Source organism: Bartonella machadoae (assembly GCF_022559585.1).
GTDB classification, from domain to species: domain Bacteria; phylum Pseudomonadota; class Alphaproteobacteria; order Rhizobiales; family Rhizobiaceae; genus Bartonella; species Bartonella machadoae.
In genome coordinates this window covers 44,914-69,404 of sequence record NZ_CP087114.1, presented here as the reverse complement: position 1 = coordinate 69,404, position 24,491 = coordinate 44,914, and the positions used below count along the sequence as shown (strand labels likewise).

Here is a 24,491-nt window from a genome sequence, read left to right as displayed (position 1 = left end):
CTTAGGGCATAGAAGAAGGCAAGGAGAAATTTTGAATGAACAAAAAGCATCGTGAGGGTCTCTCGGTTCGCGCTTTTGCCAAGAAGATGGGCGTGTCGCATAATGCGGTGGTTTCTCGAATAAAAACAGGCAAATTTGATGCTGCTCTTTTTGAAGATGGTTCTGTCAATGAAGCTCTTGCAACAGCGATATGGAATGAGAATCCTACTAAGAAAACTCATCAGAAATCTACACGAATTAAACAGGATTCCGCAAAAGCAGCCAATGAATTTGAGATCAAATTGGAGCGAATGCAAGTTGCGCTTGAAAGAGAGAAGATTGCTCTAGAAAAGTTACGCGAAACAACGGTTGACCGTGAAGAAATGAAAAAGGCGGCACGTGAATTTGGAAGAGCACACCGTGATGCCATGTTGAAGTTTTCTCACCGTTTCGGTGCAAGCATTGCAGCACAAATTGGATGTGATGCGGCTAGCCTTATTGGTGCCATTGATTATTACATGAGAACAGCTTTGCTTGAAGCAGTTAACATTCCAGTGCCTTTTCATGATCCTCATTCTCCTGAGTTAGAAAACTTGCAAGAAACGAATAATGGATGAAAATGCAATCGAAGAATTTTTCGCCAATGCCAATGACGCACGACAACCAGATCCACCATACACGGTTTCGCAATGGGCGGATAAGAATAGATACCTTAGCACCGTAGCAAGTGCAGAGCCTGGATTATGGAGGACAAAGCGTACCCCTTATTTGCGCGAAATCATGGATAACCTTTCCTCTTACATGCCAATTGAAACAACAATTGTCATGAAAGGAGCGCAAATTGGAATGTCTGAAGCAGGATTGAACTTCTGCGGTTATGCTATTCACTATAGTCCGGGACCCGCTCTTTATGTAATGCCTACTGTCGAGACCGCGAAGAAACTGTCAAAAACGCGTCTTGATCCAATGATTATGGCAAGCCCTGTTTTAAGTGAACGCATTGCCCCTGCCCGTGCACGTGACAGCGGAAATACAATGTTTTCGAAAGAATTTGATGGGGGAGCATTGATGCTTACAGGAGCAAACAGTGCTGCTGGTTTGCGTTCCATGCCTATTCGTTATCTGATTTTGGATGAAGTTGATGCCTATCCTCTCAGTGTGGATAACGAAGGTGATCCTGTGATGATTGCCGAAAAGCGTACCTCAACCTTTGTGCAGAGAAAGATTTTTAAATTGTCCACGCCAACACACCGTGACACAAGCCGTATTGCCAAAGATTTCGTGCTTGGTGATCAAAGATATTACAATGTCCCTTGTGATAAGTGTGGGGTTCTACAGCCCATTGTTTGGTCGCAAATCAAGTGGCCGAAAGGAGCCCCCGAAAAAGCTGTTTTTGTTTGTGCCCATTGTGGTCATGAACATGCCGAGCACAGAAAAACCGATCTTATGAGTGAGGAAAGAGGCGCGTGCTGGGTTCCTACGAGTGAATCAACGAGACCGAATTTACGCTCTTATCATATTTCGGCACTCTATTCACCTTGGCTAACGTGGGGAGAATGCGCAAGAGAGTTTTTAGAAGCGAAAGATGATCCAGCGCTTTTGCAACCTTTTGTTAATACAGTGCTTGGAGAGCCATGGGAGGACAGAACAGGTGAAGTTGTTGATCCTGATAGCCTCTATGCAAAACGCGAAGATTATCCCATTGCACCGCCGCAAGCCGTGTTATTGACCGCCGGCATCGATGTGCAAAACGACCGCTTAGAGCTTGAAGTGGTTGGATGGGGGCGTGGTGAAGAAAGCTGGCACATTGATTATCACATCATTCCTGGTGATCCGTCTTCTTTTGAAGTCTGGGACCAACTGGATGAATATCTGGCAAGACGTTGGTCACACCCTGGTTACAAAGATGGCATCAGAATAACAGCGGCTTGTATTGATACCGGTGGTGGACATACACAAGCCGTTTACAATTATGTACGCCCCCGTGAAGGACGACGCATCTGGGGGATTAAGGGACAGGCGGGATGGCGTGCGGTATGGCCACGCCGTCCAAGCAGAAACAATAAAGGACAGATTAATCTCTATATTGTTGGTGTTGATGCGGCAAAAGATATTATCACGGCACGATTAAAAAAATCCGGTCCTGAAGCATCGGGGGCTGGTGCAACACACTTTCATAAAAGCCTTGATCGAGAATATTTTGACCAGCTCACGGCTGAAAGAAAAGTCATCAAATATTTTAAAGGCTTCAAGCGCATTGAATGGCAAAAAAGTGAGAAAGCAAGAAACGAGGCTTTGGATTGTAGGGTTTATGCTTATGCCGCTTTACAGGGGCTAATTTCGGCAGGAATAAACCTTAACCTGGAAGTCGATATCTTAGAAGAGCGTTTGGAAAAACTTAAAGTTGACGCTTCTTTAGAGCAGCCAACATCAGGGATTTCTTCATCCACTTCTCCCAAAAGAACGCAGACAGCACAACCTCAAAGGAAGCAATTCAGAACGATAATAAATCCTTATATGCGAGGAGATTGGAGGTAATTTGTGGATGAAGAATTGAAGCAAATAAACAGCAAAACTGAGAGACTTGAAAGTTTAAAAAGGCGACGCGAACAAATTGAAGAGGCTCTTTATTCGGGAGCGCAATCCGTGCGCCATGGCGATAAGCAAGTAAGCAACCGTTCTGTTGAGGAACTTCGCAGAGCACTTGAGATGCTGAACACACAAATAGAAAACCTTGAAGGACGCAAGCGTTCACGTGTTTTCTATTTTAATATATCACGAGGCTATTAATGGCTGGCTTTATCAATAAAGTTGCGGACTTTTTTAAAATTTCTCGTCAACACAATCCGCCTTTTGAGGCTGCAAGCAAAAGCCGTCGCATGGGTGGATTTGACCCCGCAAAAAAACACATCAATAAAGCAATTGAAGAATGCGGTGATACCATTACTGCTCGTTCAAGATGGCTTTATGACAATGAATCTCTTTATGGCTCGGCAACAGAAGAATGGGTTTCCGCAGCTGTGAGTGATGGGATTAAACCCTATCCTCGTATTGAAGGCTTTCAAGAACAAAAGAAAAAGCTTTTAGACTTATGGTGGCAATGGGTTGATGAGGCAGATTATGATGAAGATGCGAGCTTTTATGGTCTGCAAGCAACAATTGCACGAGAAGTCTTTTTAACCGGTGAATGTTTTGTAAGACTGCATTATGTTGACCTTTATGGACGCTCTGGGGTGCCTCTTCAATTACAAATCTATCCAACCGAAATGCTGGACCTCACTTACAATGGACCTGCGGAAATTGAAGGCAATTACATTCGTATGGGTATTGAATTTGATGCCAGTGGCAAGCGTGTTGCTTACCATTTTTGGCAACACCATCCTTATGACAATTGCCCTTCAAATACAGTATTTGAGAGCCAAGAGCGCGTGCGTGTACCCGCAAGAATGGTTCTGCATATCAAAGAGCGCCGTATTGCCGGACAATTGCGCGGTTCTCCTAAAATAACACGCTGTATGACAAAGATCTTTCAATTGGAATCCTATGATGATGCGGAACTTGATCGAAAAAGAACAGCAGCTCTTTTTGCGGTGTTTATTACAGGCGAAAAATCTCATGAGGCGGAGTTAGAGGAAAATCGTGAACAAACGAAGCCGCAAAAGAAAATTGAAGAGGCACCAGAGGAGCATGAAGTTCACCCTGGCTCGGTTAACATAGTGGATGGCGACAAACAAATTACATTTTCAAATCCTGTTGAGGTTGGTGGTTCCTATGAAGCCTTTCAATTTCGCAATATTATGAGAATTTGCTCGGCTCTCAATATGCCTTATGCCGTTGTCACTGGAGACGTTACGCGGGGTAATTTTTCCAATGTGCGCACCTCCATTATTCAGTTTAGACGTCACGTCAAACAATGGCGCGAACATATCATTGCCTTTCAATTCAACCGCATTGTCTGGGAGCGCTTTGTGGAAATGGCTGTCCTTGCTGGATGCGTAGAATTACCAGGATGGGAAGAAAATCCCTTGCCATGGCTTCAATGTGAAAGCTTTGCACCCCCGCTTGAAATGATTGATCCAAACAAAGATATCTCGGCGGAAAAAGAAGAAATTCGCGCCGGTTTAAAAACACGAAGAATGGCACTTGCCGAACGGGGTTTTGATATCGACAGCATCCATGCCGAACTTGAGGAAGAACACACCGATGCTCGTGCACGGGGGTTATCTTTTGATACCGATATGGCGGCACCTTCTGGTGAAAACCAAACGACGAATTTCACAGATTCAGATCCGTCTGAGACTTATGAAAGCAACCAAGGCAGTGAGGCGCACAAAAATGACTAATAATCTTGACATGCCGTTTTTAGTATCACGGCTTTTTGGTGTTCCACATATGCTTGCCTCGACAAAGCTTGATGTCATTCTTAATGCTCTTGCACCGCGTCTTTTTGCAGGAGAAAAGTTTGCCCCTCAGGCTTTCTTGCAAGGGGATAGCGCATCTTTCAAACCACCTGAGAGTTACATGGTGCGCAATAATGTTGCCATCCTACCGGTTCATGGCACACTGGTGCGCCGCGGTGCATGGCTTGGTGCGCTCTCAGGATTAACCTCTTATGAAGGCTTAAGCGCCTCTTTTCGTGAAGCCATTAAACAGCCTGATGTCCGAGCTGTTTTACTCGATATTGACAGTGGTGGTGGAGAAGCCGGTGGGGTGTTTGATTTGGTTGAAGAATTCCAAGCACTCTCAAAACACCATCAGAAACCAATTTGGGCGCATGCCAATGAATTTGCCTGCTCTGCTGCTTATGCCATTGCCTGTTCCGCTTCACAAATATGGGTAGCTCGCACAGGCGTTGTCGGTTCAATTGGGGTGGTTTGTGCGCATCTTGACCAATCAAGCGCGGATGAAAAACAGGGGTTTAAATGGACCTTTGTCTTTGAAGGTGACCACAAGGTTCATGGTAATCCTCACGAGCCATTGGCTGATACTGCGCTTAACAAAATGCAAGCAGATTGCGCCCTGCTCTACGAGATGTTTGTCGATTGGGTAGCACAAAACAGACCCCTGAATACTGATGCAATCCGTGACACAAAGGCAGAAACTTTTATAGGCACCCAAGCTATCACGCTTGGATTAGCAGATGCGCAAGGCACGCTTGCGCAAGCTTTGGAATCCTTAACGGATTTCATCTCACAAACCCCAACTGTAACAGCAAAAGAAGGACAAAACACATGGCACGCACACAATACCGCGCCCAACAAGAAGAAGATGAAGAGATTGTCGACATCCGCGATGAAGAAGAGGATGAAAATGATCACGACATCGATAAAAACGCCGAAATCTTTGACGACAACGAAGACGAAGAGGAGGATGAAGACAATGAGGACAAACGCGAAAACCTAAAAGCCATCCTTGAACAAGAAAGAAAGCGCGCTCAAGCACTGACAACCCTTGAAAGGCAAGCAAAGCGCTTAGGGGTTTCTTTTGATGCCGCAAAGGCTATTCAAAACGGTATGAGTATCGAGAAAGCACGCCAGTGCGTCTTGACGGAGGCTAGCTCGCAAAGCGCCTCTTTAAAACTATCGCCTTATGTTCCTCATACTGATGGAGAAAGCAAGGCAAAAATTCATGCAAAATGGCAATCAATTTGGAAGGCAATGAAATGAGTCATATTATTTATGAAGATGTTCGCAATGGCGCTTATCTTGGGCGCTACGACCCTGACATGTCAAATGAACAAGTGGTGTTTGCATCAGGAGCCTTCATTGAGGCTGGGACTGTCATGGGAAAGATAACAAAAACGGGAAAATATGTCCCTCTTAATCCGGCAGCATCTGATGGCAGTGCGGTGCCCGCAGGGATTTCTTATGCCACTGTTGATGCAACAGGTGAAGAACAACGTGCCGTCATTACAGCGCGTTTGAGTACTGTAAAAGCTTCGGAACTGATATGGCCCGATGCAATACTGGAGCAAGAAAAAATGGCAGCTATCCAGTCTTTAGAAGACAACAATAAAATTCTGTTGCGATAGGAGAATACGCACATGGATATGAATTTTTTTAAACATGATGCTTTCTCAAGCATTACAATGATGAAAGCCATTGAAAACTATGAGTTTCAACCGGGTCTTGTAAGCTCTCTCAATCTTTTTGAAGAAGTTGAAACCAGCACCACAGTGGTTGGTATTGAACGGCGTGATAATACATTTTCGCTTATTCAAACCAGCGAACGCGGAGCCCCTTTAGCAGAAGGTGACAGAGACAGTCGTAATCTTCGGTTTTTCAAAACAACCCGTATTGCCAAAAGTGATACTGTGAAATCAGAAGAAATCCAAAACCGGCGTGAATTTGGCACAGAAGATCAGTTAGAGACGGCAATGAAATATATTGCCAGAAAACAAAAGAAACTGATTTCTGAAATCGAATTGACATGGGAAAACATGCAGCTTGGTGCTGTTCAAGGTGTTGTCCTTGATGCTGATGGTTCGGTGATTGTCGATTGGTATAAGGAATGGGAAATTACCCCACCAAAGCCAATTGACTTTAAACTGGAGAATGAAACAACCAATGTTGCTGATAATGTTGATCAGGTCATTATGCGAATGATTGAAGCTTCAAAAGGAGCATTCTCTGACCGTTCACGGATTATTGGACTTTGTGGGAATGAATTCTTTTCCAAACTAAAAAACCATAAAACCATTCGTGAAACCTATTTAAACACAGCCTTAGCTCAGACACTCAATAGCGCAGGAGGCGTTGCAACACCAAGTGCTCTTGGCTCAGGGAGCTTTGGTAGTTTTGACTTTGCGGGTGTGACCTTTATCAATTATCGCAGTATTCATAACTATAATGTGAGTGCAAAGGCTGGAACAAAGCGTGCGATAGGAATTAAGCCTGATGAATGTCAATTCTTTCCTGTTAATGCGCCTGGTGTATTCCAGAAAACCTTTGCACCTGGTGAAAGCTTAGATTTTGCCAACACGGTGGGAAAACCTCTCTACACGATGCTAATCGTCGATCATGACCGTAATGCATGGGTAAAGCCTGAAGTTTACAGCTATCCGCTTTACATTTGCACACGTCCTGAAATGCTGTTCAAAGCCGTCATTGGAGGGAAATAACATGCGATGGCACGGGCTGCTTAACAAAATGGTAAAAGAGGTACGCAACACCTTTGGGCAGCCCGTCATCTATACGCGAAAGGATAACCAGCAATCTTTTCGGATTACAGCGATTTACGGCATCAAACATTCTGAATCGGATGCTGGTGGCAGAATACCAACAACAATTCCAAGAAAAGAACTTGATCTTTGTATCAATGATATTGGCGGATTGCCACCAAAAGCTGAGGATAATGTCGTGGTGCTCGCCCCTGAAAACACTGAAGAGACAACTCAAGAGCGCTTCATTGTCACAGATGTCCAAGCCTCTGAATCCGGTATGTATAAGCTTATTTTAAGGGAGGTAAAATAAAGAACCCTCTTATCATTTTTAAAAAATCTTATATTACTGCTTGACAAGATTATGGGAATATGAATAATCGAATCAGGTGCCTAACAAACACCTTAAATACACAGCGGATGGATTGCCGAAACAATCTTTTCTCCGCCAATTAAAAGCTTTGACTCGTTATATGTTGCACGCATATAATGGCTTGTCGGGTGTAGTTATGCTATACAATACCCTTGCGGGGAAAGCATAACGACGGACTGTACGCCGTGTTTTTGAGCGCCCGGCATCAAAGATCAAATTAGCAAAAAATATTAAAAAATTATCGAAAGATACTTGACATTATTTCTGTAATATATATTTTCGAATCAGGTGCCTCAAAAACACCTTAAAACATCAAGCGGATTGGTTGCCGAAATAATCAGTCTTCCGCAATTTAAAAGCTTTGACTCATTATATGCTACACGCATATAATAGCTTTGTCGGGTGTGGTTATGCTATACAATACCCTTAGGGGGAAAGCATAACGACGGACTTGATGCCGTGTTTTTGAGCACCCGGCGCTCTTTTAGAGTGTCAATCAAAAACGTCTAACATCAAGGAATTCATTATGAATACACTTATAGAGATTAAAGAACAAACCATTGATCAGGAAACTGTTCAAACGGTCAACGCACGTGAGTTGCATGCATTTTTAAACATCACATCAAAGTTTGCAGACTGGATTAAAAATCGCATAAAAGAATGTAAGTTTCGAGAAAACAAAGACTTTGTAACGCTTTCTAAAAATTTAGAAAACGGTGGAAAAGTAAAAGAGTACTACCTAACTTTAGACATGGCTAAACATCTTTCGATGATCGAGCGTAATGACAAAGGGCACCAAGCAAGAGAGTATTTTATCGAATGTGAAAAACTTGCAAAGCAAGTAGCAACACCACAGATTGATTATTCAAGTCCACAAGCAATGATTGGTTTCTTGAATCACTTACAAAGCCAAATCGAGCAGAAAGACCATGTGATTGCCGAGTTAGAGCCTAAAGCCAAGGCACTTGATGGCTTGAAACGCTCTGATGGTCTGTTTGGTCTTATTGAATCTGCAAAAATGTTAGAAATACGACCAAAGGACTTAACCGATTATTTGCGTAAACATGATTGGGTCTATCGACGGGCTCCGAGTGCTCCTTTATTACCTTATCAAGATAAAATCAAAAAAGGTTTGATGGATTGCCCTGCTATTACTATTCAAAGACCGGATGGTACAGAAAAGGTGCTCCCTTCAACAAAAATCACATCTAGAGGATTGGCTTGCTTAAGAGAACAAATCCATGGAGGTGTACAATGAAAGTAGATACCAATTTTTTATGTGATTTGTGGATAGCGTTGTCTCAATTTTCTAACCATAAAGGCATTGGAGATAAAGATTGTAAGGCACTGGTTGAGGTTATGGGCATTGTAGAAAAAGCTTTGATTTTGAAACTTCAAGATGACGTGCCAAATATTACAAAGATTCTAGCAGTTCTTACAGATTTTGGAGCTTCAGAGTTTCCCGCAACGATAGATCCTTTTTTAAAAGCTTACCAGCCGAATTGGGAAAACCCTATTAAAAAGGTTGCTTAAGTAAAACATATCCCCTCCCCGTTCTCAAAAATGGGGAGGTGGTTAAGAGGCTTTTTTAGGGAAGGATTCAAAATGAACGGGCTTAAAATCAGTTAAGTCATAATCCGTGAGATCAGCAGTATCAACAAAGTTTTCTGCTTCTTCATCTGTTTTAAAAACAGGCATTTGTTTTAATTGAGAGGTTTTCATAAAAATTATTTTTCTTTTAGTACGTATAAATTTTTCAAAGTTTAGAAGAAATATATCTGTTTAAACTCACACCATTTTCAGCAGCTTGAATTGCAAGCTTCCTATGGAGTTCTGGTGGTATTCTTAATTGGAACTTACCACTGTATTTACCATGTGACAAAGGCACAGGAATTTCTTCTCCATTGTGTTGCATGTCCTCAATAACTTCTGAAACGAGATCCATAATACCTTTTAAAGCTTTCTCTGCTTGAACATCTAACCATGAAAGGGATGGGAATTCTGCACACAAACCAACATATTCCTTATCTTCTTGCGACCACAAAACACGATATGTATAATGATTATTGTTCATGTTTTATCCTTTCTATCGCTTGTAAGACTTGCTTGACCTGATAAGCTTTTGCTTTGTTGCCAGTATCTTTTTGAATATTCACACGGGGGTCCCCAAGCCACGGCGTTTTAAAAACAAAGTGACTTGTACCATTGTTCCGCGGTTCTCCAAAAAAATGCACACACACAGCTAACAAATCTGAAAACTTGATGTTCTTTGGTGAGGCTTTCATCAAGCTGATTATTTTTTCAACTTTATTGTTCATAACCGATAATAGTATCATTATTAATCCTAGTCAACCATTTTTAAAATAAAAATGGCATCAATTAAACAGGAACTTTTATGCATCCGAGAGAGACGATAAGAGAAAGCTTTGTTGCATTGATCAAAGCAGCAAAGACAACGGCTGGTGACAATGTGTTTAATATGCGTGATTTCAACTTTTCCGCTGAGAACACACCGGCAATTAATATCTCAACACAAAGCGAAACAATTGAAGATGGCTATGATAATGCAGTAAGGCGGCGTGTCTTAACCGTAGATGTTGAATGTTATGCGACACAAGAAGATGGTGCGCGTTTTGTCGACCAATTAGCATGGGAAGTTGAAGAGATCTTCTACGCCAATCCCAATCTCAATAACACCGTAGAAACATGCCACCTGCAAAATATCGCTTTTGCCTTTGGCGATAATGGTGCTCTAGCACTCCATGGGGCAATTTTAACCTTTGAGGTCACTTATGTGACCAATATCCCCTCCCCTGAAACACAAGAAGATGGTGCAAGCGCAAAACTTGTTGAACCTTTCCTAGGTTTTACACCACAAACAGGTGTGGGCAATGAAGACAAATATCATAAAATCGAGGTCCCCCATGTTAGAGCGGCGCGATAAAGACATCACCGATTTAAAAAGACGTCTCGCAAATATGGTTATGGTAGGCACAATTAGCCATATCGACCATAAAAATGCACGCTATCGGGTAAAAAGTGGCAATCTTATCAGTGACTGGATTCCAGATACCCAAGCCCGCGCCGGTAAAACATGCTCTTATGAAGGACGGGATGTTGGAGAACAAGTGGTGGTGGTGGCATCATCAGGGGATTTAGCGCAAGGGGTGATTGTTGGTTCCATCCATACCGATGCTAATCAAGCAGCCGATAAAGGCAGTATTCACAGAACAATTTATCCCGATGGCACCATCCTTGAATATGATGATGAACAAAACAGCTATAGCATTCAGATCACATCAGGCGGAAAGTTCATTCTCACAATTGCGGATGGCGTGTCTCTTAAAGGTGATGGTGGCAAGCTAGAACTTACCGCACCAGAAGGCATAAAAATTGTTTCACAAAGCGATATCACTTTCAATGCAAAGGGCAATATTTCTTTACAGGCTGGTGGTGGTGTTTCACTTCATTCCAATGAGAGTCTCTCTCTTCATTCTGCTAACAATGTTGCCGTGAATTCAAGTGGTTTGACCCATAACGGCACCAATGTAGGAGCAACCCATGTTCACGGGGGTGTTGTTCCTGGTGGCTCCATGACAGGAGGTCCCAATTGAACACAGGAATGGACCGTAGCACAGGAAAGCCCTTGACCGGCATTGAACATTTGCGCCAATCAATCCTTGATATTTTATCAACACGCATTGGTACGCGTGTAATGCGTCGTGATTATGGTTCACACGTTGCGGATATTATTGATGTACCGGTCAATGACGCCTTCGCTGTTCGTATTTATGCCGCTATTGCCGAGGCTTTAGACAAGTGGGAACCACGTTTTAAACTGAACAAGATTGATTGTAAATGGAATGAGAATGGGCAAGTTTCCTTGTCCTTTGAAGGTCTTTATTTGCCCTCAGGCAAGCCCATCACCATGGAAGGATTGCTGATAAAATGAATGGAGCACTTGCAAAACCAGAAATCATTACAGAAATTTCCTTTGAAGAAATACGAGCAGCAGCTCTTGACCGTTTAAAAGAACTGTTGCCTGGATATAGTGTTCTTGAAAGTGATCCAGCCGTCAAAGTCATTGAAGCCTTTAGCTATCGAGAACTGCTTTTAAGGCAACGTATTAACGAAGCCGCTCGCAACAATATTCTTGATTTTGCAACCGGTGAATCTCTTGACGCTTTGGGTAACTGGCATGGAATTGCCCGCATGGAGGGTGAAAGTGATGAGAGATATCGCGAACGCATAAGACTTCATGCCCGTGGTGGCAAGGGCAGCGGAACAGAACCCTATTACAAACTTATAGCCATGTCCGCAGATAGCCGTGTTAAGGATGCCATTATTTACCGTAAAGGCAAAAATCCAACCATCTATGTTGCGCTTTTTGGCAATAATGAAGAAGGCACAGCATCTGAAGATCTCATACAAACAGTCTCACAAGCCCTTCACAGAAAGAATATCATCATGACCAATGATACAATCATTGTGCACGCTGCTGTTAAAAAAGTGGTGGATTTACAAGCCGATGTTTGGCTGTTACCCGAAACATCCTTGAAAATTCTCACGACAATGGAAACCAATTTAAGAGCAGCATGGCGAAAAGAACAAGCCATTGGTCGTGAATTAAGCCTTTCATGGTGGGTTTCTAAACTGATGATTGCGGGTGTCCAGAAAGTGATTGCCATTACACCAACACAAGACAGAGCCGTCGGTGATGAAGAGGTTTTAGCGATTGGTAAGGTAACCTTAAACTTCAAAGGACGGGCACGCTAATGGTTGGCGCGCTTCTCCCAAACAATGCAACAGAATTTGAAAGGCGCCTTGCCGATGCTTGCGACTTTCATCAAGATGTTGATGGCGCTGTTTTGGGGATTTCACGCTCTAAGCTTATCACCCGCCCTCCTCGCTTCTTACCATGGTTGATTGAAGAATATGGGCTTGGAGAGCTTACACCTTATGTTCCAAACCTCTATGATTTGATTGATCAAGGGCTCCAATGGCAGCGTTTGCGTGGTTCTTTAGCGGCCATTGATAGAGGGCTTGCATGGCTTCAGATTACAGCACGATTTACACCAGCATGGTCAGGGCGTGCGTGGTGGAATTCCTTTCAACTTTACTTTGATCAATTGCCTGAACAAAGTGCTCTTGAAGCCATTGAAGCCATTACAGAACTTTCCAAAAGTTTGCGCTCTGATTTTCGCCGCGGTGTCAATGGTTATGACGTGCAAGCTATGGAAGGCAATATGTCACGCCTTGATGACAGTCTGCTGGACTATGAGAGCGGTGTGCGCTTAACAGCGAGGGACACACTGTTTTCCTTTGGTCGCACAACAGAAATCAAGCACAGGCTGACAAAAGAAGAAGGCACACTAATTGGCAATTGGATGGATGACGGGGATGGGGAATTAAGTTGGGAGCAGATTGATTATCCATGGGATATGGCAAATTTCCCTTGGTGTTCTGTTAAAAAACATGAACGCGATATTTTGATGGCAGAGTGGTTTTGCAACCGTACCCTTTATCTCGTGTTAAAAGACAGTGAGGATGATGTCATTGGGTATCGCAGATGCAATATTGTCCAGCCGGTAGAACAGAATTTAGCGGGTGTGTATCACCATTTGGGCGATTGTTATCACCCCTCCTCGAGGGGCACAGCAGTTCTTATTGCAGCACGCACGGATTTTCAAGATGTTGACGGTAGAAAAGCTGCTTCTATTGCTGTTTTGGTTCATGCAACCCCCAAACAACACGTTCCTTTGGGTAAACTTTGGTGTGAGTGCAATGAACTGATTGGCGGGGTGGAGATCATCAAAACACCCGTTACTATTCCTTTGCGCGGTGATGTTCGCGAGCAATTCAAGATTTTATTGAGGTTTTAACATGAAGCATGAAAGTGGTTTACCCTTTGCAATTGACAGATCTTGCGGCAAAGACGAACAACAAAGCGTTGTCTTTTATGGGCAACGTCCCTTTATCCAAAGTGGTGAACTCAATGAGATGCAAACCATCATCAGGGGGCGCCATGACCGTTTGGGGCGCTTGGTCGCCAAAGAAGGAGACCGTGTTGAACGAGCCGATGCCTTTGTCAATAAAGACACAAAGACCGTTACTTTAACGGAAGGAAAAATCTATATCGCAGGCGATATCTTTCCGGTCTCACAAGCGGTTCTGAATGCTGTTTCTATGGTTGGGCGCCTTGAAATCGGTGTAAAGTTGCAAAAAACATGGATTACCCATGAGGATGATCCAGAACTGTTGGGACAAGTTCCCGGTACCTTGGCACAAGGAGAGCCCGGTGCGGCACGCGAAACGGCAAAGCTTGTTTGGGCACTCAAAGAGGATGGGCAGCAAGGCACGTTCTTTCCCGTTTATATCTTACAAGATGGCATTTTGATTGATCAAAAGTCCCCCTCACTGCTGGAACCCGCCATGCAAGCCATTGCGACTTATGACCGTGCCCATGGTCATTATATCGTGAGTGGATGCAGGGTGACAGCTCTGGGACCAAACAATGGTTGCCAAGTGTTTAGCATTCAAGAAGGAGAAGCCAATATCAATGGCTTTAAGCGCAAGCGCCTTGCTGCTTTGCGCCATGAAGAGAAAGAAGAGTTTTCGACAAGCGTTGTGCCTAGTGAAACCCATATTTTTGCCCCTCAAAAAGGCAAAACAAGCTTTACCTTTAAAAGCTATTATGCTCCCATTGCCGATATTCACTCTCTTTTGTTGACAAAAGAAAAAACCGTCACTGTCACCCGCGGTGCGGTCGTTGCTGGGCGTGATGGTGTTCCCGATAAAAGCATCACCTCTTTTCTCAAAGTCACACAAGGCAACAAGGAATTCAAAGAAGGAACGGATTTTAAAAAGACCGGTGATACCATTGACTGGGCACCGGTGGGAGATGAACCGCGTCCTGGCAGCAGTTACACGGTAACCTATCGCTATCGTGCACAAGTGACCGCCGATAAGGTCACGGCACAGGAAATCACTGTCTCAGGGGGTGCGCAAGGAGGGGATATCATTGTCAGTTACACCTACAAATTGCCCCGTATTGACCGTATAGGGCTTAATACACAAGGCACGGTTGTCTATATCAAAGGAATCTCCGCTGATCATCCCATGGCGCCCAGCGTTCCTGAGGATGTGTTGTCCCTTGCCACCATCACCAACAGTTGGTTGGATACCCCGCTTGTGGTCAATGATGGCACGCGTGTTGCCCCCTATGATGAGATGTGGCGTTATTTTCAACGGGTGCTCTCCCTTGATCGCTTGATGCAATTAGAGCGCATTAAAAGCAATGTTGACTCTAAAGAGCCCGTTGCCAAAAAAGGCATGTTTGCTGACCCGTTCCTTGATGATACTTACAGAGATGAAGGGTTCACGCAAACAGGGGCTGTCGGCAATGGCATTTTACAGCTGGCTATTGATCCAACCTTTTACACCGCCCCTTTAAAGGCTCCTGTCACCCTTGACTGGACCAATGAAGTGATCATTGCCCAAGAATTGACAACCGCTTGCGAAAAAATCAACCCCTATCAAAACTTTGCTCCTCTGACTGGTAGAGTAACTCTCACACCCGCAACAGATTTTTGGCATGTCCAGCGCACCGATTGGCTCTCAAGTGTCACCAATCAACTAAACATGGGATGGAACCGTGGTAGCACTATCCGTAACACAGAAGTGCGTGATGATCTCATCAATACGCATCAAGAACAAATCGATTTCTTAAGACAAATTACCCTTGGCTTTAAAATTGAAGGTTTTGGCAAGGGAGAAATTTTAGACAGTCTCACCTTTGATGGTGTAAGTGTCATGCCAGCGAACCGCCTTGCTGCCAATAGCACTGGCATTTTGGAAGGCACTTTCAAAATCCCTGAAAATATTCCTGCCGGCACCAAAAATGTTGTAGCACGAGGCAAAGGGGGAACAGTGGCGACAGGTCTCTTTACCGGGCAAGGTGTTATTGATGTGAAAGTGATGCGACACACCACAACAGTCAAGATCTGGACGCAAGTGGACCCGCAAGCGCAAGTCTTTACACCGGAAGAAACACGACAAATCACCGGTATTGACTTTCATCTTTGCAAAATCGGCAATCCCAATCATGATCTGGTCATTGATTTGGTCACAACCGAAAACGGCTATCCCACCGCCGATATCCAAGCCCAAAGCTTTTATTCCATGAAGGGGGCAAAAACCGGATGGGCACAGGCACGCTATGATGTCCCACTCCTCGTGCCCAATGACCGCTTAACGGCTTTTGTCATTAAGACCGATGATGCCGATCATTCTCTCTCCTTGGCAAAGCTTGGGGGGTTTGATGAAGAACAGCAAAGATTTGTCTCAAGCCACCCCTATGTGACCGGTCCTCGTTTTTCCTCTGTCAATGCGCAAACATGGAGTGCTCATCAAGATGAAGCTTTAGCTTTTCGTGTCTTGGCAGCACGCTACAGACAAACAACAAAAACCATTGATCTTGGCACCTTTGACCTTGTTGATTGTTCTGATTTGCAAATCCGTGCCGCGGTTGAATTGCCTTCTAGTGATTGTTCGGTGATCTTTGAAATTGAAAGAAACAATGGCACAATTTATCAACTCTTACCCTTTCAATTGTTAAGCCTTACCGAATATATCAGTGAGACAGTTCAATTACGTGCCATTCTTAAAGGCACGGAGAAACTCTCACCGGTTCTGTTTGCTCCTGTTCAGTTGATTGCCGGCAAGATCCATAACACAGCAACCTATATTACCCGTGCTTTTGCCTTTGGTGAGAAGGCAAGATTGACCAGCTATATCAAGACCTTTTTACCAGGCGGCTCCACATTCACCCTCGAGATGCAACTGGATGATGGTGCTTTTACCCCCCTCACCTTAGAGGAAACAGAACAACTTACGGAACCGCTTTGGACAGAGCGAAAATTTATCAGTCACGACCAAACAGCAAAGCAAGCGCGCTTGAAACTCACACTCACCGGTGGACCTTCGGCACGTTCAATGCTGCGTGATTTTGGTGCCGGTATTTTGTGATCCCTCCTCGCTTTGAAAGATGGAATTTGGGGGAAAGATGGGATGTTGGACCGCTTTAGAGACTTGGAGAATGGAAATGACAAAAACCAAAAAGCTTGCAATGGAATTGCCTAAAGAAGGGCGTTTTATCAGTTCTGAATTCCCTATTTTGCGTGAGAACTTGACAAAACTTGATCAAGCCATAATGGAAGTTGAGGAAAAGCTAGACGAAAAAGCCCCTGCAAAACACACACATAGCATAGGGGATGTTGCAGATCTTGAAACAGCCCTTAAAGGCAAAATGGCAGCAGACAAAACCTTCACCTTTGCTGATTTGGGCGATATCGAGGGCGCTAAGGATGCCGCCAACAATTATGTTCTCTACAAAGCTAGCAACAATCATTTTACCTTTGGCAGTGCTGTCTCGCTTCTTGGAGCACACCAACACAAAATTGAAGATATTGTCGGTCTTGATGCGTTTAGAGCCAAGATTAACGAAGATCTGACAAGCTATGGGCACTTAGCACAAGCCAATGAATGGCAAAATTACAATAAGTTTACCAGCAAAGTCACCATTGGTGATAGCTTAGAGCTTTTAGGCAACTCATCCCTGAACCTCATCCACAATGGTGAAGTGGTAACAAATTTAACTGCAACAGGAAGCACGCTTAAAGGACCACTAAAAGTTGATGGTGAAGCTGTTTATACGAAAAGTGAAATAGATAAATTGGTGGCTTCATTAACCAAAAAACCTGTCGAAATCCTCATGACAGAAAGCGGCACTATTCCGTTTCCTGAAGGTATGACCGATAACACAGAAATCGAAATATGGGCATGGGGTGCTGGTGGTAGTGGAGGGACTGGAGGCTGGTTAAAAAATACTTATAACGGTCGTGCCACGTATACCTACTACGGTGGCGGTGGAGGCGGTGGGGGAGAATGTGTACGCATTCAAATTAAAGGATCTCAACTTAGAAAATCAAGAAATATTCAAATTGGTTGTGGTGGTAAAAATGGTAATGGTGGGGCAACGATTATTAAAGATCTTCTCGTTGCAAATGGTGGAAATAGAGGCTCTGACGGTAGCGGAGTTACCAAAACAGTAGGGAGCGGAGGAAGAGGAGGTTACTCAAGTATTAAAAACTTTATTTTTTCTGGCGGTGATGGTGGAGATGGCGGAAGCTATAACGGTGGAAGCTCTATTTTTGGTGGTGCTGGTGGTGGTGGCGGATCTAGTAATGGCGGCGGTGGTTCTGGTGGTGAAAGTGATAAAGGTGGGAAAGGTGGCAGAGGCGGTAAAAACCAAGCTGATGCTGGCGGTGGTGGCGGTGGCTATTTTTCTGGAAAAGATGGAGAGAACTACAACAGCGGTGATGGTGGAGATGGAGCAATCTTGTTTAGATTTTTTATATAGGAGTTTTTATGGAATACGCAGTTGTTGAAAAGGGTGTGGTAACAAATATTATTGTGGCGCCAGAAGATTATGTCCATGCTTTTGATGGAGAGGCAATCGCCTCAAGTGAAGCGCAAATTGGTTGGACTTATAAAGATGGGGTGTTCTCTCCTCCCATTATTGATGAAGAAAATAATTCTTTGTCTTCTGAAAGGGTTGAGACAGACGCAGCGGTAGAATCTATGAAAGAACCGCAAGAGAAAGATGAACAAGTCTAATCTATCAGGCTTTCCAATAGGATATTTATGTTTTTTCCATTTTAATATTTATATTGTAAGCTATTTGTTGACACAAGTGGTTTTTTACGCTATATAAGGTAATGATTAAAACGTTTAAAAGCAAAACACTAGCAGAATTATTCAAAACGGGAAAATCATCTAAGATTGATAAAAGACTTATAAAACGTATCATTATTCGTCTTGATCGTTTAGATATTTGTGAAAGACCAGAAGATATGAATCTTCCAGGGTTTAACTTTCATTCTTTAATCGGATATTCACCTACCCGTTACACTGTTCACGTTAATGGACCATGGTGTATCACTTTTGAATTTGACTCGTGTAATGCTTACCGTGTTGATCTTGAACAATACCACTAAGGATACAGTTATGAATGACATTCCTGCGCAAAGAGACAAAAACCGTTGTCCTACTCATCCAGGAGAAATTTTAGCGGAAATTATTCCAGAGACTGGCAAAACAAAGTCAGAAATTGCACAGATGCTCGGTATATCACGCCAACATCTCTATGATATCCTGAATACAAAAAAGCCTGTCTCTCCTTCTATTTCTGCTTGTCTTGGCAAAATGTTTGGTGATGGAGCTTCCATATGGTTACGTATGCAAGCCAATTATGACGCTTGGCATGCCGAGCGTGATATTGATGTTTCTTCTATTCCAACACTAGAAGCTAGTAAAAAAGTCAATGTACAAATGGACCATAGTTGTTAATAAAATAGCTAGAGCTTTTATCATCTCCCCGCCTTTAAAGACGAGGAGATGATATTATGTTTTAATCTAAACTACTTTTGCAACAGGATTTGCTAAAACACGTTTGGCTTCTTCAATAAGCGTTTTATAATGTTTACTCTCTTCTGCTAATGTGAAGGCTTTAACAAGATGCATGTGGAGAGGTCCGTAAATGTAAACAGCCTTTTCAGTAGGTCCCATTTCATCCCAGTTGCTTGGAAAAGCAAATCGTGTATCACGGTCATTATCAATTAACTGGTTTTTTAAATCATAAAAAGCTTTAACAAGTGCTTTTTTAAATGCACGCACCATATCATTGTTACGCATATAGGTCATGAGTAAAGTTGCTTGTGGTTCGTTGAGGATTGCAACTTCTCTTTTTTGACCGCCTTTACCGTCTCTTTTACTCACTTGGATTTCAAATCCAAGTGAACCAAATTCTTCAAAATCCTTACGATTATTGCGTACAAGTTTGATGACAGTCGCATGGCTATTCCCCACACCCTCTGCAATTTTCAAAGAGGTTGTGACGGCAACACCAGCACTGTCGATGGTTACTAAATTGTTCATGATTAACTCCTAATGGTTTTAATGTCTCTATTGACACCCCTAAGGGTGCCGGGCGTTAGAAACACGGCCATTAGTCCGTCGCTATGCCTTCCCCTCGTGAGAAGGTATTGTATAGCATAGCTACACCCGACAAAATCGTTATATGCCAATAATAGCATAAAAGACAATCAGTATTTAAATGCATGGGAGAGATCTTACGTGACCTATCCGCTAATGGTTTAGTGTTTCTAGCACTTGTGATTCGAATAACATGAGGGTTTATTAGTGTCAATATGCTTTTAAAAAATTATTTCACATACTGCTATTCCAAAGGGTCGCATTTGAAATGCTACCCTTTTCTACTCACTCGCATTTCAAATGCGAGTGAACCAAATTCTTCAAAGTCTTTAATATTTTGACGAACCAGCTGCATAACTGTTTTATGAGTATGCCTCACCCCCTCTGCAATTTTCAAAGAGGTTGTAACAGCAATATTCGTTCTCAAAAACGGTTTTTTATCTCTCATTTTTTCCATTCATTTTTATTCACCAACCATGCAAAGGAGCATCATAATGACAACAGGTTTTTTACACGGTGTTGAAGTTGTCGAGGTGGACGATGGAACGCGTCCCCTTCGTGCAGTTCAATCGGCAGTTATCGGCATTGTCGGCACAGCACCCGATGCCGATGAACAGGCTTTTCCCCTCAATACGCCGGTGTTGGTTACCGGTTCACTTTCACAAGCAGCAAAACTGGATAAAACAGGAAAACGTCAAGGTACCCTACCCAATGCTCTTGATCTCATTTTCAAGCAAGTGGGTGCTATTGTTGTTGTCGTGCGTGTGCAAGAAGGCGACAATGAAAGTGCAACATTGACCAATGTTTTAGGCGGTGTGAATACAAATGGTGCTTATGAAGGTGTGCATGCTTTGATTGGAGCGCAATCCCTTCTTGGACAAACACCACGCATTCTGATTGCTCCAGGCTTTACCCATAAACGCCCTATTAGCCTTAGCAAGATTGAGGTTACCAACAAAGGGAGTGGTTATACTCAAGCAACTGTTAAAATTGCCGGTGGTGCAAAAGCAGAAGCAATCCTAGATAATGGACAAGTAACCTCGATTATTCTCAAGGACAATGGTTTTGATTATCAAACCGCCCCCAATGTAACGATTGAAGGTGATGGCATTGGTGCAACAGCAAAAGCCGAAATCAGTGTAACCTCTAATCCTGTAGCAGCAGAGTTGATTGGTATTGCCGAGCGGCTACGCGCTATTGTGATCATTGACGCACCAAACACAACCGATGAAGCAGCTCTTGATGCAGCAAAGGATTTTGATTCAAAACGCGCGCTTATTGTTGATCCTTTTGTAAAGGTAAATCGTAATGGAGAAATCCTAGAACAGCCGGCAAGTGCAGCAGTTGCTGGTGTCATTGCCAAAACAGATTTCACACATGGTTTTTGGCATTCCCCTTCAAACAAAGTGATCAATGGCATTGTAGGAATTACCCGCCCGATTGATTTTTCCATTGGTGACAGATCAAGCCGTGCCAACCTTCTCAATGAACAAAACATCACAACAATTATTCGTGAGAATGGTTATCGTCTTTGGGGCAATCGTACCCTTTCAAGCGATACAAAATTCGCTTTCTTATCCGTTGTGAGAACCGCGGATATGATTAATGACGCCATCTTGCGTGGGCATATGTGGGCGGTCGACCGCAATATCAAAAAAACCTACATGAGTGATGTGAGTGAAAGCGTCAATGCCTATTTGCGTGATTTAAAAGCGCAAGGTGCCATTCTCGGTGGGCAGTGCACGCCTGATCCAGAGTTGAATACAGCAAGCGCTATTGAGAGCGGCAGAGTCTATTTCAATGTTGAATTTACACCAACAACACCAGCAGAACATATCACATTCCGTTCACGCATCATCAATGACTACCTAGAGGAGATCTTTTAATGACTGTACCCGTTTTACCGAGAGTTCTAAAATATTTTAACATTTTTGTTGATGGTATTCCCTATCAGGCAAAATGCGAAAGCGTGACGCTGCCAAATTTAAGTTTGGTTGTTGAAGGCTATCGCGGTGGTGGCATGGATAGCTCTCTTGAGATTGATCTTGGGCTTGAAACACTCATCCTCACTATGACCATTTCTGATTGCTCTCCAGAACTGATGGCACTGTTAGGGCGCTCTGATGTAAACATTTCATTGCGAAGTTCAATGCAAGCACAAGGCACACCAGCAGAAGGTGTTGTCATTACCATGAGGGGGCTTTGCAAAGGCTTTGAAATGGCAGAATGGCAACCGGGAAGCAAAGCAACATCTACTGCTACATTTACATTACAGTATTTCAAATATGTTCAGAAGGATGTTGAAATTGTTGAGATAGATGTCCTCAACTTAATCAGAAAATTCAATGGTGTTAATCAATTAGCAGAACATAAAAACTTTTTAGGAATATAAAAATGACCGTACAATCAAGCATGACGCATCAATTGCTTATCCCTGTGACCTTTGAAGGAAAAGAGCATACTACAATTACCTTACAGCGCCCCAAAACAAAAGATGTGCAAGCAATCGACAAAAAGGAAGGTGTTGAACAAACAATTGCTATGGTTGCCCGCCTTTCTGGATGGCCCCATGAAGCTGTTGGAGAACTCGATATTAGTGACTTATCGAGCATTGGAGAAATTTTAGAGTCTTTTATCAAGCGGCGGGATACCTCGACTGGGAAACCGCCGCTCAACTGATAGCGGATATTGCCATCGTTTTTCATTGGTCCCTTGCAGACATGATGGAAATGGAACCGCAAGAATTAATCTTCTGGCGAAAACAAGCAGCGGAAAGGTATAAATCAAAATGAGTGAAAAAGTTGCTGATGCAAAGGTAAAATTGTCTCTTGAAGACAAACTTACCGCACCTCTTAAACATCTTCAAAAAAGATTTGATACATTGTCAAAGACACTCTCCCATAGATTGAGTATCCCTCGCTTTTCTGCTGCGGTAAAAAATATGACATCACGTTTGCAAGGCGTTCAAAGTGCTCTTGGTACAGCGGCAAGCCGTGCTTCGCTCTTTACCGGTGCTTTAGGGCTTGCCGGTGGAGGTCTTATCGCAAGTGTCACCGCCGTCACCATGAAAACCATGCATCTTGAGGATAGTCTTCATCACGCATCACGGCATTTGGGAATGAGTGTCACAGCGCTTCAGTTATGGGGTGATGCGGCAGACAATTCAGGATACTCTTCTGAACTTTTTCAACAATCCTTAGCAACTTTAAATAGGCGTTCGGCACAAGCATATGCCGGACAAAAAAGAGGCATTATGGGGTTTGAGGCGCTTGGCATTTCTGTCAAAGATGCCTCTGGAAAACTCAAATCAAACTCTACCTTGTTAGAAGAAATTACCGATAAGATGAGTAAGATGAACAACCAAGCGCAAAGACAGCATATTGCTGCTCTGCTGTTTGGTGGCGATGGCAAAGAAATGGCAGCCATGCTTGCGCAAGGGATGGCTCCCATCAAAGAGCTGTTTGCAAAAGCACGGAAAGGAAAATGGTTAATTGGTGCCGATGTTGCACGCTATGCCGCAGATTTAAGTGATAAGCTTGGTGCTTTTAAGAAAAAAATAGGCGGTATCGCGAGCTTTATTGGCGCACGCTTTATGCCCATTCTCAACGATATGATTGACGCTTTTGAAAAACTGATTGACGAAAACCGTGATCTCATAAAAACAACCGTTTCTGGATGGGCTAAAACCTTAAAAAAAGTCTTTCATGATTTGCTTGATCCTACCTCTGATTTGAGAAAAGGCATCAGCGATCTTACCGAGAGGATTAAAGGCTGGTTTTTCTGGATGAAACCGCTTGTTGGTGAAATAACCCTGTTAAAAGTAGGTCTTATAGCGCTTGGTTCCTTTATTTTTGGTCCACTCATTGCTGCATTAGCTGCCGTGGGCGCATCTTTTGTCACGCTTGGCTATACAATCATGACAACACCTATTGGTTGGCTCATTGGGGGTATTGCGGCACTTGTTGCACTCTATAAATATTGGGACAAACTCAATGGTTGGGTCGCAGCATCTTTAGCCGCAGTTGGAGCAGTTCTTACCGGAGCATTCCTTGCGGCAATGGCACCAGCAGCTTATGCAGTTGCCGGTCTTGCTGTAACTCTTGTCACTTCACTTATTCCAGCAATAACTGCCGTTGGTTCTGCTTTTATATCACTTGGTGTCGCAATCATGACCACTCCTATCGGTTGGATAATCGGAGGCATTGCGGCGCTTGTCACAGCTGGATATCTGCTCTACAAAAACTGGAATACAGTCGTAAATTTCATAAGCAAGTTATGGGATTCTTTTGCCAGTTTGTTCAGTAACACTTTCAGTAAACTCTTTACTCTCTTTAAAAAGTTTTCACCACTCTACTGGATAGCAAAAAAATCAACGCATTGATTGATTGGTTGTTTGGCGTCAATTTAATGGATGCAGGGGCTAATCTCATTGGCAGCTTGTGGGACGGCATCAAAAGCCAATGGACCGCTCTATGCAATTGGTTTAGCGGCATGATAAGCAAATTAACCAGTTGGATGCCTAACTGGATGAAAGAAAAACTTGGTTTCAATGTTTCAATCAATAAAACTTCAACAGAAACGATTAAAACCTTTACCGATGAAACCAATGCACGTGCAAAAAGAATAATGGATACCGCTGTTGTCACCAAGTCCCCCTTTGGAAAAAGCAACAGTGGTTTTAATCTAGGGTCACTTGAAACAAGGCATATAGAAACTCCCAATGCAAAAGCAGATGCCTTCAAAGCTCCCAAACCAATTACGGTTCATAAAGATGTTGAAGTAGATGCCCGTGTAACCATTACAAATTTAAATATTTCAGTGCCAAATGGTCTCAAAGACGAAATCAGAGACGCTGTCAATCAAGCTCTTGAACGCTATGCCAAACAGCAACGTTTGGCGATAGCCTCTAGCCTTTCGGATTAAAGA

At 43.3% G+C, this 24,491-nt stretch carries 30 protein-coding genes and 1 pseudogene; 26 read left to right on the top strand and 5 right to left on the bottom strand.

The window, feature by feature from the left end; all coding sequences use genetic code 11:
- Positions 1-35: 35 nt before the first annotated feature.
- The 11 genes from LNM86_RS00395 to LNM86_RS00345 all read left to right on the top strand — a co-directional run bounded on the left by LNM86_RS00395 (position 36) and on the right by LNM86_RS00345 (position 9,044).
- A complete protein-coding gene (locus tag LNM86_RS00395; RefSeq protein WP_241438025.1) occupies positions 36-596 on the top strand; it encodes a hypothetical protein in 561 nt (186 codons plus the stop codon).
- Complete coding sequence (locus tag LNM86_RS00390; RefSeq protein ID WP_241438024.1) at positions 589-2,517, top strand: phage terminase large subunit family protein; 1,929 nt, start codon at positions 589-591, stop codon at positions 2,515-2,517. Before LNM86_RS00395 ends, LNM86_RS00390 begins: the two co-directional genes overlap by 8 nt.
- 3 nt (positions 2,518-2,520) lie before the next feature.
- A complete protein-coding gene (locus tag LNM86_RS00385) occupies positions 2,521-2,769 on the top strand; it encodes a phage head-tail joining protein (RefSeq protein ID WP_241438023.1) in 249 nt (82 codons plus the stop codon).
- On the top strand, positions 2,769-4,322 hold the full coding sequence (locus LNM86_RS00380) for a phage portal protein (protein ID WP_241438022.1): 1,554 nt from the start codon (positions 2,769-2,771) through the stop codon (positions 4,320-4,322). Before LNM86_RS00385 ends, LNM86_RS00380 begins: the two co-directional genes overlap by 1 nt.
- Complete coding sequence (locus tag LNM86_RS00375; RefSeq protein WP_241438021.1) at positions 4,315-5,382, top strand: S49 family peptidase; 1,068 nt, start codon at positions 4,315-4,317, stop codon at positions 5,380-5,382. The genes LNM86_RS00380 and LNM86_RS00375 overlap by 8 nt, the downstream gene beginning before the upstream one ends.
- On the top strand, positions 5,265-5,645 hold the full coding sequence (locus LNM86_RS00370; RefSeq protein WP_241438927.1) for a hypothetical protein: 381 nt from the start codon (positions 5,265-5,267) through the stop codon (positions 5,643-5,645). Before LNM86_RS00375 ends, LNM86_RS00370 begins: the two co-directional genes overlap by 118 nt.
- Positions 5,642-6,010: a head decoration protein gene (locus LNM86_RS00365; RefSeq protein ID WP_241438183.1), complete on the top strand. Its 369-nt coding sequence runs from the start codon at positions 5,642-5,644 to the stop codon at positions 6,008-6,010. Before LNM86_RS00370 ends, LNM86_RS00365 begins: the two co-directional genes overlap by 4 nt.
- Positions 6,011-6,022: 12 nt before the next feature.
- Complete coding sequence (locus LNM86_RS00360) at positions 6,023-7,099, top strand: major capsid protein (protein WP_241438020.1); 1,077 nt, start codon at positions 6,023-6,025, stop codon at positions 7,097-7,099.
- 1 nt (position 7,100) lies between these two features.
- The gene (locus LNM86_RS00355) at positions 7,101-7,451 is read left to right on the top strand and encodes a head-tail joining protein (RefSeq protein ID WP_241438019.1); all 351 of its coding nucleotides are present in this window, start codon (positions 7,101-7,103) and stop codon (positions 7,449-7,451) included.
- Between the two features lie 586 nt (positions 7,452-8,037).
- On the top strand, positions 8,038-8,769 hold the full coding sequence (locus LNM86_RS00350) for an antA/AntB antirepressor family protein (protein WP_241438018.1): 732 nt from the start codon (positions 8,038-8,040) through the stop codon (positions 8,767-8,769).
- Positions 8,766-9,044 (top strand): hypothetical protein, encoded by a 279-nt coding sequence (locus LNM86_RS00345; RefSeq protein ID WP_241438017.1) that lies wholly within the window; start codon positions 8,766-8,768, stop codon positions 9,042-9,044. The genes LNM86_RS00350 and LNM86_RS00345 overlap by 4 nt, the downstream gene beginning before the upstream one ends.
- A 42-nt stretch (positions 9,045-9,086) precedes the next feature.
- Here LNM86_RS00345 and LNM86_RS00340 read toward each other — a convergent pair whose 3' ends face one another.
- The 3 genes from LNM86_RS00340 to LNM86_RS00330 are packed head-to-tail and all read right to left on the bottom strand — an operon-like array spanning position 9,087 to position 9,847.
- Positions 9,087-9,209 carry a CopG family antitoxin gene (locus LNM86_RS00340; protein ID WP_241438016.1) on the bottom strand — a complete coding sequence of 41 codons (123 nt, stop codon included), beginning with the start codon at positions 9,207-9,209 and terminating at the stop codon, positions 9,087-9,089.
- Between the two features lie 58 nt (positions 9,210-9,267).
- Entirely contained in the window at positions 9,268-9,585 is a 318-nt protein-coding gene (locus LNM86_RS00335) for a type II toxin-antitoxin system HicB family antitoxin (RefSeq protein ID WP_241438015.1), read from the bottom strand.
- Entirely contained in the window at positions 9,575-9,847 is a 273-nt protein-coding gene (locus tag LNM86_RS00330; protein ID WP_241438014.1) for a toxin HicA, read from the bottom strand. Before LNM86_RS00330 ends, LNM86_RS00335 begins: the two co-directional genes overlap by 11 nt.
- Positions 9,848-9,906: 59 nt before the next feature.
- Here LNM86_RS00330 and LNM86_RS00325 point away from each other — a divergent pair, with 59 nt between their 5' ends.
- The 10 genes from LNM86_RS00325 to LNM86_RS00280 all read left to right on the top strand — a co-directional run bounded on the left by LNM86_RS00325 (position 9,907) and on the right by LNM86_RS00280 (position 18,920).
- Entirely contained in the window at positions 9,907-10,455 is a 549-nt protein-coding gene (locus tag LNM86_RS00325) for a hypothetical protein (RefSeq protein WP_241438013.1), read from the top strand.
- Positions 10,436-11,125 carry a phage baseplate assembly protein V gene (locus LNM86_RS00320; RefSeq protein WP_241439031.1) on the top strand — a complete coding sequence of 230 codons (690 nt, stop codon included), beginning with the start codon at positions 10,436-10,438 and terminating at the stop codon, positions 11,123-11,125. The genes LNM86_RS00325 and LNM86_RS00320 overlap by 20 nt, the downstream gene beginning before the upstream one ends.
- Positions 11,122-11,463, top strand: coding sequence for a GPW/gp25 family protein (locus LNM86_RS00315; RefSeq protein ID WP_241438012.1), 342 nt, complete (start codon positions 11,122-11,124; stop codon positions 11,461-11,463). The genes LNM86_RS00320 and LNM86_RS00315 overlap by 4 nt, the downstream gene beginning before the upstream one ends.
- The gene (locus LNM86_RS00310) at positions 11,460-12,287 is read left to right on the top strand and encodes a baseplate J/gp47 family protein (protein ID WP_241438011.1); all 828 of its coding nucleotides are present in this window, start codon (positions 11,460-11,462) and stop codon (positions 12,285-12,287) included. The genes LNM86_RS00315 and LNM86_RS00310 overlap by 4 nt, the downstream gene beginning before the upstream one ends.
- The gene (locus LNM86_RS00305; RefSeq protein ID WP_241438010.1) at positions 12,287-13,393 is read left to right on the top strand and encodes a phage tail protein; all 1,107 of its coding nucleotides are present in this window, start codon (positions 12,287-12,289) and stop codon (positions 13,391-13,393) included. Before LNM86_RS00310 ends, LNM86_RS00305 begins: the two co-directional genes overlap by 1 nt.
- A gap of 1 nt (position 13,394) precedes the next feature.
- Positions 13,395-16,538, top strand: coding sequence for a DUF4815 domain-containing protein (locus LNM86_RS00300; protein ID WP_241438009.1), 3,144 nt, complete (start codon positions 13,395-13,397; stop codon positions 16,536-16,538).
- 76 nt (positions 16,539-16,614) lie between these two features.
- Positions 16,615-17,931, top strand: coding sequence for a Bgr_08870 family protein (locus LNM86_RS00295; RefSeq protein ID WP_241438008.1), 1,317 nt, complete (start codon positions 16,615-16,617; stop codon positions 17,929-17,931).
- Between the two features lie 8 nt (positions 17,932-17,939).
- Positions 17,940-18,188, top strand: coding sequence for a hypothetical protein (locus tag LNM86_RS00290; protein ID WP_241438007.1), 249 nt, complete (start codon positions 17,940-17,942; stop codon positions 18,186-18,188).
- Positions 18,189-18,289: 101 nt separating this feature from the next.
- Positions 18,290-18,568 (top strand): type II toxin-antitoxin system RelE/ParE family toxin, encoded by a 279-nt coding sequence (locus LNM86_RS00285; protein ID WP_241438006.1) that lies wholly within the window; start codon positions 18,290-18,292, stop codon positions 18,566-18,568.
- Between the two features lie 10 nt (positions 18,569-18,578).
- Positions 18,579-18,920, top strand: coding sequence for a HigA family addiction module antitoxin (locus LNM86_RS00280; RefSeq protein WP_241438005.1), 342 nt, complete (start codon positions 18,579-18,581; stop codon positions 18,918-18,920).
- Positions 18,921-18,986: 66 nt separating this feature from the next.
- On the opposite strand, the gene LNM86_RS00275 is transcribed toward LNM86_RS00280, so the two are convergent.
- Both LNM86_RS00275 and LNM86_RS00270 read right to left on the bottom strand, forming a co-directional pair.
- On the bottom strand, positions 18,987-19,508 hold the full coding sequence (locus LNM86_RS00275) for a Rha family transcriptional regulator (RefSeq protein ID WP_241438004.1): 522 nt from the start codon (positions 19,506-19,508) through the stop codon (positions 18,987-18,989).
- A 328-nt stretch (positions 19,509-19,836) separates the two neighbouring features.
- A complete protein-coding gene (locus LNM86_RS00270; protein WP_241438003.1) occupies positions 19,837-20,022 on the bottom strand; it encodes a Rha family transcriptional regulator in 186 nt (61 codons plus the stop codon).
- A 37-nt stretch (positions 20,023-20,059) separates the two neighbouring features.
- Here LNM86_RS00270 and LNM86_RS00265 point away from each other — a divergent pair, with 37 nt between their 5' ends.
- The 5 genes and pseudogenes from LNM86_RS00265 (at position 20,060) to LNM86_RS00245 (ending at position 24,488) form a co-directional block, all read left to right on the top strand.
- Positions 20,060-21,451 (top strand): phage tail sheath subtilisin-like domain-containing protein, encoded by a 1,392-nt coding sequence (locus LNM86_RS00265; protein WP_241438002.1) that lies wholly within the window; start codon positions 20,060-20,062, stop codon positions 21,449-21,451.
- Positions 21,451-21,957, top strand: coding sequence for a phage major tail tube protein (locus LNM86_RS00260; protein WP_241438001.1), 507 nt, complete (start codon positions 21,451-21,453; stop codon positions 21,955-21,957). The genes LNM86_RS00265 and LNM86_RS00260 overlap by 1 nt, the downstream gene beginning before the upstream one ends.
- Positions 21,958-21,959: 2 nt before the next feature.
- Positions 21,960-22,244, top strand: coding sequence for a phage tail assembly protein (locus LNM86_RS00255; protein WP_241438000.1), 285 nt, complete (start codon positions 21,960-21,962; stop codon positions 22,242-22,244).
- Positions 22,169-22,357: a GpE family phage tail protein gene (locus LNM86_RS12890; protein WP_372712459.1), complete on the top strand. Its 189-nt coding sequence runs from the start codon at positions 22,169-22,171 to the stop codon at positions 22,355-22,357. The genes LNM86_RS00255 and LNM86_RS12890 overlap by 76 nt, the downstream gene beginning before the upstream one ends.
- Positions 22,354-24,488, top strand: a pseudogene (locus LNM86_RS00245) (phage tail tape measure protein). Before LNM86_RS12890 ends, LNM86_RS00245 begins: the two are co-directional and overlap by 4 nt.
- Positions 24,489-24,491: the final 3 nt, after the last annotated feature.

Bases quoted from the DNA above. Each gene is read 5' to 3' on its own strand.
- LNM86_RS00285 (WP_241438006.1), top strand. From the start codon at position 18,290: ATGATTAAAACGTTTAAAAGCAAAACACTAGCAGAATTATTCAAAACG.
- LNM86_RS00320 (WP_241439031.1), top strand. From the start codon at position 10,436: ATGTTAGAGCGGCGCGATAAAGACATCACCGATTTAAAAAGACGTCTC.
- LNM86_RS00350 (WP_241438018.1), top strand. From the start codon at position 8,038: ATGAATACACTTATAGAGATTAAAGAACAAACCATTGATCAGGAAACT.
- LNM86_RS00270 (WP_241438003.1), bottom strand. From the start codon at position 20,022: ATGGAAAAAATGAGAGATAAAAAACCGTTTTTGAGAACGAATATTGCT.
- LNM86_RS00275 (WP_241438004.1), bottom strand. From the start codon at position 19,508: ATGAACAATTTAGTAACCATCGACAGTGCTGGTGTTGCCGTCACAACC.
- LNM86_RS00255 (WP_241438000.1), top strand. From the start codon at position 21,960: ATGACCGTACAATCAAGCATGACGCATCAATTGCTTATCCCTGTGACC.
- LNM86_RS00345 (WP_241438017.1), top strand. From the start codon at position 8,766: ATGAAAGTAGATACCAATTTTTTATGTGATTTGTGGATAGCGTTGTCT.
- LNM86_RS00335 (WP_241438015.1), bottom strand. From the start codon at position 9,585: ATGAACAATAATCATTATACATATCGTGTTTTGTGGTCGCAAGAAGAT.
- LNM86_RS00265 (WP_241438002.1), top strand. From the start codon at position 20,060: ATGACAACAGGTTTTTTACACGGTGTTGAAGTTGTCGAGGTGGACGAT.
- LNM86_RS00330 (WP_241438014.1), bottom strand. From the start codon at position 9,847: ATGATACTATTATCGGTTATGAACAATAAAGTTGAAAAAATAATCAGC.
- LNM86_RS00395 (WP_241438025.1), top strand. From the start codon at position 36: ATGAACAAAAAGCATCGTGAGGGTCTCTCGGTTCGCGCTTTTGCCAAG.
- LNM86_RS00260 (WP_241438001.1), top strand. From the start codon at position 21,451: ATGACTGTACCCGTTTTACCGAGAGTTCTAAAATATTTTAACATTTTT.
- LNM86_RS00305 (WP_241438010.1), top strand. From the start codon at position 12,287: ATGGTTGGCGCGCTTCTCCCAAACAATGCAACAGAATTTGAAAGGCGC.
- LNM86_RS00310 (WP_241438011.1), top strand. From the start codon at position 11,460: ATGAATGGAGCACTTGCAAAACCAGAAATCATTACAGAAATTTCCTTT.
- LNM86_RS00280 (WP_241438005.1), top strand. From the start codon at position 18,579: ATGAATGACATTCCTGCGCAAAGAGACAAAAACCGTTGTCCTACTCAT.
- LNM86_RS00340 (WP_241438016.1), bottom strand. From the start codon at position 9,209: ATGCCTGTTTTTAAAACAGATGAAGAAGCAGAAAACTTTGTTGATACT.
- LNM86_RS00295 (WP_241438008.1), top strand. From the start codon at position 16,615: ATGACAAAAACCAAAAAGCTTGCAATGGAATTGCCTAAAGAAGGGCGT.
- LNM86_RS00365 (WP_241438183.1), top strand. From the start codon at position 5,642: ATGAGTCATATTATTTATGAAGATGTTCGCAATGGCGCTTATCTTGGG.
- LNM86_RS00390 (WP_241438024.1), top strand. From the start codon at position 589: ATGGATGAAAATGCAATCGAAGAATTTTTCGCCAATGCCAATGACGCA.
- LNM86_RS00380 (WP_241438022.1), top strand. From the start codon at position 2,769: ATGGCTGGCTTTATCAATAAAGTTGCGGACTTTTTTAAAATTTCTCGT.
- LNM86_RS00325 (WP_241438013.1), top strand. From the start codon at position 9,907: ATGCATCCGAGAGAGACGATAAGAGAAAGCTTTGTTGCATTGATCAAA.
- LNM86_RS00360 (WP_241438020.1), top strand. From the start codon at position 6,023: ATGGATATGAATTTTTTTAAACATGATGCTTTCTCAAGCATTACAATG.
- LNM86_RS00375 (WP_241438021.1), top strand. From the start codon at position 4,315: ATGACTAATAATCTTGACATGCCGTTTTTAGTATCACGGCTTTTTGGT.
- LNM86_RS00290 (WP_241438007.1), top strand. From the start codon at position 17,940: ATGGAATACGCAGTTGTTGAAAAGGGTGTGGTAACAAATATTATTGTG.
- LNM86_RS00300 (WP_241438009.1), top strand. From the start codon at position 13,395: ATGAAGCATGAAAGTGGTTTACCCTTTGCAATTGACAGATCTTGCGGC.
- LNM86_RS00355 (WP_241438019.1), top strand. From the start codon at position 7,101: ATGCGATGGCACGGGCTGCTTAACAAAATGGTAAAAGAGGTACGCAAC.